General features: G+C 65.1%; 9 protein-coding genes and 2 tRNA genes (1 of these 11 cut by a window edge). 4 read left to right on the forward strand and 7 right to left on the reverse strand.

Features of this window, described 5'->3' with window-relative positions; all coding sequences use genetic code 11:
- Window positions 1-43: 43 nt before the first annotated feature.
- From AC5I49_RS26235 to AC5I49_RS26245, 3 genes are all read left to right on the forward strand, one after another.
- On the forward strand, window positions 44-2,092 hold the full coding sequence (locus AC5I49_RS26235) for a M3 family metallopeptidase (RefSeq protein WP_017405846.1): 2,049 nt from the start codon (window positions 44-46) through the stop codon (window positions 2,090-2,092).
- 208 nt (window positions 2,093-2,300) lie between these two features.
- On the forward strand, window positions 2,301-2,990 hold the full coding sequence (locus AC5I49_RS26240; RefSeq protein WP_047327344.1) for a glutaredoxin family protein: 690 nt from the start codon (window positions 2,301-2,303) through the stop codon (window positions 2,988-2,990).
- A 39-nt stretch (window positions 2,991-3,029) separates the two neighbouring features.
- A complete protein-coding gene (locus tag AC5I49_RS26245; RefSeq protein WP_227469563.1) occupies window positions 3,030-3,404 on the forward strand; it encodes a hypothetical protein in 375 nt (124 codons plus the stop codon).
- Window positions 3,405-3,434: 30 nt separating this feature from the next.
- Here AC5I49_RS26245 and rpiA read toward each other — a convergent pair whose 3' ends face one another.
- A complete protein-coding gene (gene rpiA / locus AC5I49_RS26250; protein WP_016451695.1) occupies window positions 3,435-4,127 on the reverse strand; it encodes a ribose-5-phosphate isomerase RpiA in 693 nt (230 codons plus the stop codon).
- A 34-nt stretch (window positions 4,128-4,161) separates the two neighbouring features.
- Between rpiA and AC5I49_RS26255 the strand changes: the two genes are divergently transcribed.
- Window positions 4,162-5,208, forward strand: a complete 1,047-nt coding sequence (locus AC5I49_RS26255; RefSeq protein WP_046239218.1) for a quinone-dependent dihydroorotate dehydrogenase — start codon at window positions 4,162-4,164, stop codon at window positions 5,206-5,208.
- Window positions 5,209-5,292: 84 nt separating this feature from the next.
- Here the strand turns inward: AC5I49_RS26255 and AC5I49_RS26260 are convergent, their stop codons facing one another.
- The 6 genes from AC5I49_RS26260 to AC5I49_RS26285 all read right to left on the reverse strand — a co-directional run.
- Window positions 5,293-5,664, reverse strand: a complete 372-nt coding sequence (locus tag AC5I49_RS26260) for a hypothetical protein (protein ID WP_016447115.1) — start codon at window positions 5,662-5,664, stop codon at window positions 5,293-5,295.
- 2 nt (window positions 5,665-5,666) lie between these two features.
- Window positions 5,667-6,086, reverse strand: coding sequence for a phage holin family protein (locus AC5I49_RS26265; protein ID WP_016447116.1), 420 nt, complete (start codon window positions 6,084-6,086; stop codon window positions 5,667-5,669).
- A gap of 8 nt (window positions 6,087-6,094) precedes the next feature.
- Window positions 6,095-6,406 carry a DUF883 domain-containing protein gene (locus tag AC5I49_RS26270; RefSeq protein ID WP_016447117.1) on the reverse strand — a complete coding sequence of 104 codons (312 nt, stop codon included), beginning with the start codon at window positions 6,404-6,406 and terminating at the stop codon, window positions 6,095-6,097.
- Window positions 6,407-6,607: 201 nt separating this feature from the next.
- Window positions 6,608-7,708 carry an NAD(P)/FAD-dependent oxidoreductase gene (locus AC5I49_RS26275; protein WP_495790124.1) on the reverse strand — a complete coding sequence of 367 codons (1,101 nt, stop codon included), beginning with the start codon at window positions 7,706-7,708 and terminating at the stop codon, window positions 6,608-6,610.
- A 159-nt stretch (window positions 7,709-7,867) separates the two neighbouring features.
- Window positions 7,868-7,942, reverse strand: a tRNA-Val gene (locus tag AC5I49_RS26280).
- Between the two features lie 37 nt (window positions 7,943-7,979).
- Window positions 7,980-8,034: transfer RNA gene (locus AC5I49_RS26285), tRNA-Val, on the reverse strand; it runs 120 nt beyond the window's last position.

Below are 8,034 nucleotides of genomic sequence, written 5' to 3' on the forward strand. Positions count from 1 at the left end.
GGGAGCCGCTTGATTTCAATGCACCCGACGGCATCTGACACGCATGAGCAATCCCCTCCTCGAATCCTCCGACCTGCCCCTGTTCGATCGCATCCGCCCCGCCGACGTCGGCCCGGCCATCGACCATCTTCTGACCGGGGCCTGCGAGGCCCTGGAGACCGTCACGGCACCTGACTTCCCCGCGCGCTGGGATTCGATCTCCGCCGTGCTCGATGTCGCCACCGAGAAGCTGGGGACCGCCTGGGGCGCCGTCAGCCACCTCAACAGCGTGGCCGATACACCCGAGCTGCGCGCTGCCTACAACGAATCCCTGCCCAAGGTCACCGAGTTCTGGACGCGCCTGGGCGCCGACGAGCGGCTGTACGCCAAGTACAAGGCCATCGACCCTGCCACGCTCAACGTGGAGCAGCGCGCCGCATGGGACCATGCCATGCGCAATTTCGTGCTGTCTGGCGCGGAGCTGCAGGGTGAAGCCAAGCTGCGCTTTGCCAAGATTCAGGAACGCTCGGCCGAACTCACGCAGAAGTTCAGCGAGAACGCGCTGGATGCCACCGATGCCTTTGCCTACTACGCCACGGCCGATGAGTTGGACGGTGTGCCCCAGGACGTGTGCCAGGCCGCCCGTGCCGCCGCCGAAGCCGAAGGCAAGCAAGGCTTCAAGCTCACGCTGAAGATGCCCTGCTACCTGCCCGTGATGCAGTTCGCCACCAGCAGCGCGCTGCGCGAAAAGCTCTACCGCGCCTATGTGACACGCGCCTCCGACCAGGCAGAGGGCGATGCCCGCCGCTTCGACAACACGGCCAACATTTCCGAAATACTTGCCCTGCGCAAGGAAGAGGCGCAACTGCTGGGCTACCGCAACTTCGGCGAGATCTCGCTGGTTCCCAAGATGGCGCATTCGCCGCAGCAGGTGATCGACTTCCTGCGTGACCTCGCGCACCGCGCCCGCCCCTATGCCGAAAAGGATGTCGCCGACCTGCGCAGCTTCGCACGCAAGGAACTGGGCCTGGCCGATCCCCAACCCTGGGACTGGGCCTATATCTCCGAAAAGCTCAAGGAAGCGCGCTATGCCTTCAGCGAGCAAGAGGTCAAGCAATACTTCCCCGCCCCCAAGGTACTGGCCGGCCTGTTCAAGATCGTGGAGACGCTGTTCGACGTGGCCATCCGCCGCGACGTGGCGCCGGTGTGGCATCCCGCTGTCGAGTTCTATCGCATCGAGCGCAGCACGCCACAAGGCCCCCAACTGGTCGGCCAGTTCTACCTGGACCAGCCCGCGCGTTCGGGCAAGCGCGGCGGCGCCTGGATGGACGATGTACGCACCCGCTGGCTGCGCCCCGACAGCCACAAGCTGCAGACGCCGGTCGCGCACCTGGTCTGCAACTTTGCCACCGGCGTTGACGGCAAGCCGGCCCTGCTCACGCACGATGACGTGATCACGCTGTTCCATGAGACAGGCCATGGCCTGCACCACATGCTGACCCAGGTCAACGAGCGCGATGTCTCGGGCATCGCGGGCGTGGAATGGGACGCGGTGGAACTGCCGAGCCAGTTCATGGAAAACTTCTGCTGGGAGTGGGAAGTGCTCAAGCACATGACCGCCCACGTGGACACGGGCGAGCCACTGCCGCGCGCACTGTACGACAAGATGATCGCGGCCAAGAACTTCCAGTCGGGCATGCAGACGCTGCGCCAGATCGAGTTCTCGCTGTTCGACATGCTGCTGCACACCGAGCACGATCCGAAGGCCGACATCATGCCGCTGCTGGCCCAGGTTCGCGCCGAAGTGGCCGTGCTGCCCTCGCCCGCCTACAGCCGCTCGGCCCATACCTTCAGCCACATCTTTGCAGGCGGCTACGCAGCGGGCTACTACAGCTACAAGTGGGCCGAAGTCCTCTCGGCGGATGCCTATGCGGCCTTCGAGGAAACCATGCTGGCCGATGGAACCCCCAACCCCGAGACAGGCCGCCGCTACCGCGAGGCCATTCTTGAAGCCGGCGGATCCCGCCCGGCGATGGAGTCGTTCAAGGCCTTCCGTGGCCGCGAACCCCAGTTGGACGCGCTATTGCGCCACCAGGGCATGGCCGAGGCCTGAGCCTGGCAACCCGGTCTGCAGCGCCCCGATGGGGCGCTTTTTCCTGGCCCGGCAACTCCACCGGATGCGCGCAGCCACATCCTGCGACTCCAGAAGATGGCCCAGGATGAATGGCACGCTATGCTTGCAGGCACTCCTGTGCGGGCATCCATCCGGCGAGTGGTCGCCGCCCCGGCACGAAACCCTTCTTCCGAAACCGAGATCGTCCATGCAGTCTTCTCCCAGCCTTGGCCACGGCGCCCTGCGCCACCTGATGCCATGCCTCGCCCTCGCCTGCCTTGCCGCCGCGCTGCCAGCCGCCGCGCAGCAGGTCTACCGTATCGTCGGGCCGGACGGAAAAGTCACCTTCTCGGACCGCCCCGCCCAAAGCGCACAGCAGCAGGCAGCGCCCGCCGCCCAGGCAGTGGCGGGCGCCCCGGACAGCAACGCAGGCCTGCCCTATGCGCTGCGCCAGATTGCGAGCCGCTTTCCAGTGACGCTGTACTCCTCGTCCGATTGCACGCCCTGCGATAGCGCTCGTCAGTTGCTGCAGTCCCGGGGCATCCCCTATGCCGAGCGCCTGGTGCAGACCGAGGCGGACGCGGCAGCCCTGAACAAGCTCAGCGGGCAGACCGGACTGCCGTTTGCCACCATCGGCAAGCAGTTTCTGACCGGCTTCTCCTCCAGCGAATGGACGCAGTACCTGGATGCCGCAGGCTACCCCGCAAGCTCCCAGCTGCCAGCCCAGTACAAGCGGCCACCCGCGCAGCCCCTGACCACACCCAAGCCTGCCGCACCGGCCGCATCAGCGCCCGCCGCAGCACCCACCGCCGAGGAGCAGGCAAACAGGCGCGCCCCCATACCCGCCCCCGCGCCAGGTGCACGCACCAGCGACAACCCCGCAGGCCTGAGCTTCTAGGCAGACACTGCCGCCGTCAGGAGCCCGGCCGTGGATTCCATGCTGTCCGACGTGGCCTGGACCTTGGCCAGGCTGGGCATTCTTGTGGGCCTGCCTGCGCTCATCGGGTGGGTACTGGTGGCAAGGCCTTCGTGGCGAGAGCCGTTGCGGCTAACCTGCCTGGTGCTGGTGCCCTGCCTGATCACGCTGTGGTTCATGCATGACGGAGGCCTGGGCAACGGTCTCAACCGCCTGGCCTACTACATGACGACGGCTGGCTTCTTTGCCATCTACGCCGGGCTGGCGGCCGTCACCTGGCTCATTCAGCGCATCAAAAAGCAGCGCACGCAAGCCTCATTGCGCGCGCTGTGTATCGGTGGCATGGCCCTGCTCGTCTGGACCGCAGGCGCTGCGGTGTTCGAGAGCATCGGCTAGCAGCCGAGAGGCCAGGACCGGGTTCCTGCCTCAATAGTCGAGCGTCTGCACGCCTTCAGGCGTGCCCAGCAGGCAGACCGATGCCTTCTGGTGCGCAAAAACGCCCACGGTGACCACGCCGGGCCACTGGTTGACCTCGGACTCAAAGGCCAGCGGCGCAGCAATCTTCAGGCCGCGCACATCAAGAATGTGCTGGCCGTTGTCCGTCACCAAAGGAGCGCCGTCCTTCATGCGGATCTCGGCCCGGCCACCCCTGGCCTCGAAACGCCGGGCAATCTGGGCAGCAGCCATGGGAATCACCTCCACCGGCAGCGGAAAGTCTCCCAGCACCTCGACGCGCTTGGAGGCATCGGCGATGCAGACAAAGCGCTCGGCCAGCGCCGCAACGATTTTCTCGCGCGTCAGTGCCGCGCCCCCGCCCTTGACCATGTAGCCCCGACCGTCGATCTCGTCGGCGCCATCGATGTATACCGACAGGCGGTCCACCTCGTTGGCATCCAGCACCTTGATGCCCAGCGCCTTCAGGCGCTCGGTGCTGGCCACGGAGCTGGACACGGCCCCAGGGATCTGGTCCTTGATGGTGGCCAGCGCATCGATGAACTTGTTGACCGTCGAGCCCGTGCCGACGCCGACGATTTCGCCAGGCACTACGTAGGCCAGAGCGGCTTGCCCGACCAGGGCTTTGAGTTCATCTTGGGAAAAAGAGGCAGCAGATGTCGTCATGAGGGAAAATCCAGGTAATCCTTCGATTATCCCCATGTCTTTGATCCCCTACGCCCTGACCCGTCCCTTTCTCTTCGGCATGGACCCCGAATCCGCCCACGATCTCACGATGAACCTGATGGCAAAGGGGCAGAACACGCTCCTGCAGCAGGCCTGGGCCCAACCCATGGTGAGTGATCCCGTCGAGCTTGCCGGGCTCAGGTTCCCCAATCGCGTCGGCATGGCTGCAGGCCTGGACAAGAACGCACGCTGTATCGATGCACTGGCCGCCATGGGCTTCGGCTTCGTCGAGGTGGGCACCGTGACTCCGCGCGCGCAGCCCGGCAACCCCAAGCCGCGCATGTTCCGCATCCCCGAACGCAATGCGCTGATCAACCGACTGGGCTTCAACAACGAAGGCCTCGATGCCTTCCTGAGCAACGTCAAGCGCTCACAGGCCCGCGCCATGGGCAAGCCCATGCTGCTGGGGCTGAACATCGGCAAGAACGCCAGCACGCCCATCGAAGAAGCCACCAGCGACTACCTCAAGGCGCTCGATGGCGTCTACCCGCATGCCGACTACGTGACGGTGAACATCAGCTCGCCCAACACCAAGAATCTGCGTGCCCTGCAAAGCGACGAAGCGCTGGATGCCTTGCTGGGAGCGATTGCCGAGCGGCGCGAGCAACTGGCCACGCAGCACGGCAAGCGGGCGCCGGTGTTCGTGAAGATCGCACCCGACCTGGATGAGGAGCAGGTCGGCGTCATCGCCACCACGCTGCAGCGCCACGGCATGGACGGCGTGATCGCCACCAACACCACGATCAGCCGGGATGCCGTCAAGGGCCTGCCCCACGCCGAAGAAACGGGCGGCCTTTCCGGCGCGCCGGTGCTGGAGGCCAGCAACCAGGTCATCCGCCAACTGCGCTCTGCGCTGGGAAGCCGCTACCCCATCATCGGCGTGGGAGGCATTCTCAGCGGCGAAGATGCGGTCAGCAAGATCCGGGCGGGCGCCGATGTGGTCCAGATCTACAGCGGCCTGATCTATCGGGGCCCCTGCCTGGTACCAGAGGCCGCACGGGCCATCGCGCAACTGCGTTGACTGCCGCGTTATCCGCGTGCTGACCAAAGAAAACGCCCGGCATGCCGGGCGTTTTTTGTGCAAGAAGCCTTGCAAGGCCTTATCTCAGCCCCTGCGCTGCTGAAGGCGTGCCAGCAAAGGCATGAGTGTGGTGCCGATGCGGATCAGTTTGCGCGGCCCCATGACCAAGGCAGCGGCAGCCGCCACGCCCACGGCCACGGGGTGCAGACGCGCAAACGTTGCGACGCGCTCGATCAGCGGTGCATCCGGGCGCACGTGTGTGGCGGCACGGCTCAGCGCCCGGGCCTGGGCCACGGCCGCCGAGCGCGCCCTGAGGCGCTCGCGCTGCTGGGCAATGCGCTGCATCACCTGCTGCTGCTCCACGGTGGAAGTGGGCCACAGCGCCGCATTGGGGCCCGTGGGCCTGGGCGGCGCAACCTCGTCGCGGGATTGGGAAGCGTTGGAAGCATTGACCATGATTACAGCCTCTTCTTCAGCGCCTGCCAGTCCTGGCTCAGCTCGTTGCGGGTGAGGATGAAAGGGCGTGCCAGACGTCGTACGGCCGCAAGCAACTGCCACAAGGCAATTGCAAGGATAGCCAGCCAGCCGCCAAACAGCAGCCAGGCCACCATCACGCGGTGCTCGGTGTCCCAGAACTGCACCAGCACCGCCACGGACAGCATGAGCATGACCACGACGCTGAGTCCGGCCAGCGCAATCAGCAGCACGACCACGGTCTGCATGCTGCGCTTGTGCTGAACCCATTCAAGCCGAGCCAGGTCGGTACGGTCCTCGGCGGCAATGGCCAGCTCGATCACGGCAGCACGCCAGCGCGCCACCCAGGCATCCAAACCCAGAAGGGAAATCCAGTTCACAGGCATCCTTTTCTGGTCAGGCATGCCGTTGATCAGCGACGGCCCAGCATGAAGCCCAGCAAGGCGCCCACAGCCAGGGCTGCGCCAGCCACACGCCACGGCTCGTCGTGGGCATAGCGATCCGCCGCATAGGCGGCATCCTTGGCTTGGCGGGCCGCTTCCTGCGCGGCGCGCACAGCCGAGTCACGCACATTGGACATGCCGTCATCGATGCGCTGGCGCAGCATGTGGATTTCCGGCACGGCATCCAGCTCCTTGGCAGACAGCAGGCCACGCAGGTCGCTGACCAGTTTTTCAAGATCGGCTTGCGCGGTGGAGACGGTTTCAGTGATCGACTTCGTCATGATGAGCCTTTCTATTGAGGTGAAAACAAATACAGCGGGGAGCAGGCAATCATGTCGCCCGATACCTGTCACGCAACATGGGCAGGCCCTTGTTACATGCAAGCATCTTATCCAATTGTTCCCTGGCTTCCGGGAAGCGAGGGGGCCTGAGCCTTGTCAGACAAGGCCTGCCGCGGCCGTGTGTCGTGGACCGGCAGACCATCAGGCCAGCAGCTTCGCCACATGTGCGCCGATGGCCAGGCAGCTGGTCAGACCCGGCGATTCGATGCCCAGCAACTGCACCACGCCCGCAACGCCATGGACCTGCGGTCCCTGGATCGTGAAGTCTGCCGCCGCCTCGCCAGGACCGCTGATCTTGGGACGGATGCCAGCGTAGCCGGGCACCAGCGCGCCATCGGCCAGGGCCGGCCAGTACCGGCGGATCTCTGCATAGAAGGCGTGGGCGCGCGCTGGATCGACCTGCAGATCGCTTGCGCTTTTCACCCACTGCACATCGGGGCCGAACTTGGCCTGTCCACCCATGTCCAGCGTGAGATGAACGCCCAGACCTGCAGCCTCGGGCACGGGATAGATGAGGCGCGAGAACGGCGCGCGCCCGGACAGTGTGAAATAGTTGCCCTTGGCATAGAAGGCGCGTGGAACCAACTGCTGCGGAAAGCCTTGCAGGCGCGCCGCCAGCAACGGGGCATTCAGGCCTGCCGCATTGACCAGGCTACGCGCCTGCAGCTGCGTGCCGTCGGCGGTGCGCAGCCACACGCCGCCAGACGTGGCAGCGGCCTCCTGCACCTCGGCATGGCAGACCACCATGCCGCCTGCGTTTTCGAGATCGCCCTGCAGAGCCAGCATCAGGCCGTGGCTGTCGATGATGCCGGTGCTGGGCGAATGCAGTGCCGCCACACACTGCAGCGCAGGCTCCAAGGCCCGTGCCTCGGGGCCATCCAGCCAGCGCAGGTCATTGACGCCATTGGCCTCGGCCTTGCGCGCAATGGCCTGGAGCTGGCCGCGCTGCGCCTCATCCGTTGCCACGATGAACTTGCCGCAGCGCTGGTGGGCAACGCCGCGTTCCTCGCAATAGGCATAGAGACGCTGGCGGCCTTCGACGCAAAACCGGGCCTTCAGCGAACCCTGGGGATAGTAGATGCCGGCATGGATGACCTCGCTGTTGCGCGAACTGGTGCCCGTACCAATGGCTTCAGCTGCCTCCAGCACCATGACTTCCCTGCCCTGCAACGCCAGGGCCCTGGCCACGGCCAGCCCCACGACGCCCGCCCCCACCACCACGCAATCGACCTGCTCGCTCATCCTGCCTGCCCTTTCGTCGTTCAGCCACTGATTATCAGACCGCGCCAGATACGAATACGCCGCAGATCACCGGGCTGCACTGGAATATCCAGGACCTGGAACAAATGGGAGCAACCAAAACGGAAAAGCCCTCCTGAACAAGTTTCAGGAGGGCTTGAATGGTGGGTGATACATGGATCGAACATGTGACCCCTGCCGTGTGAAGGCAGTGCTCTACCGCTGAGCTAATCACCCATGAAGCCGGCTGTGAGGCCCGCTTCCCTGGAAAAACTGGTGGGTGATACATGGATCGAACATGTGACCCCTGCCGTGTGAAGGCAGTGCTC

The organism is Delftia sp. (assembly GCF_059499305.1).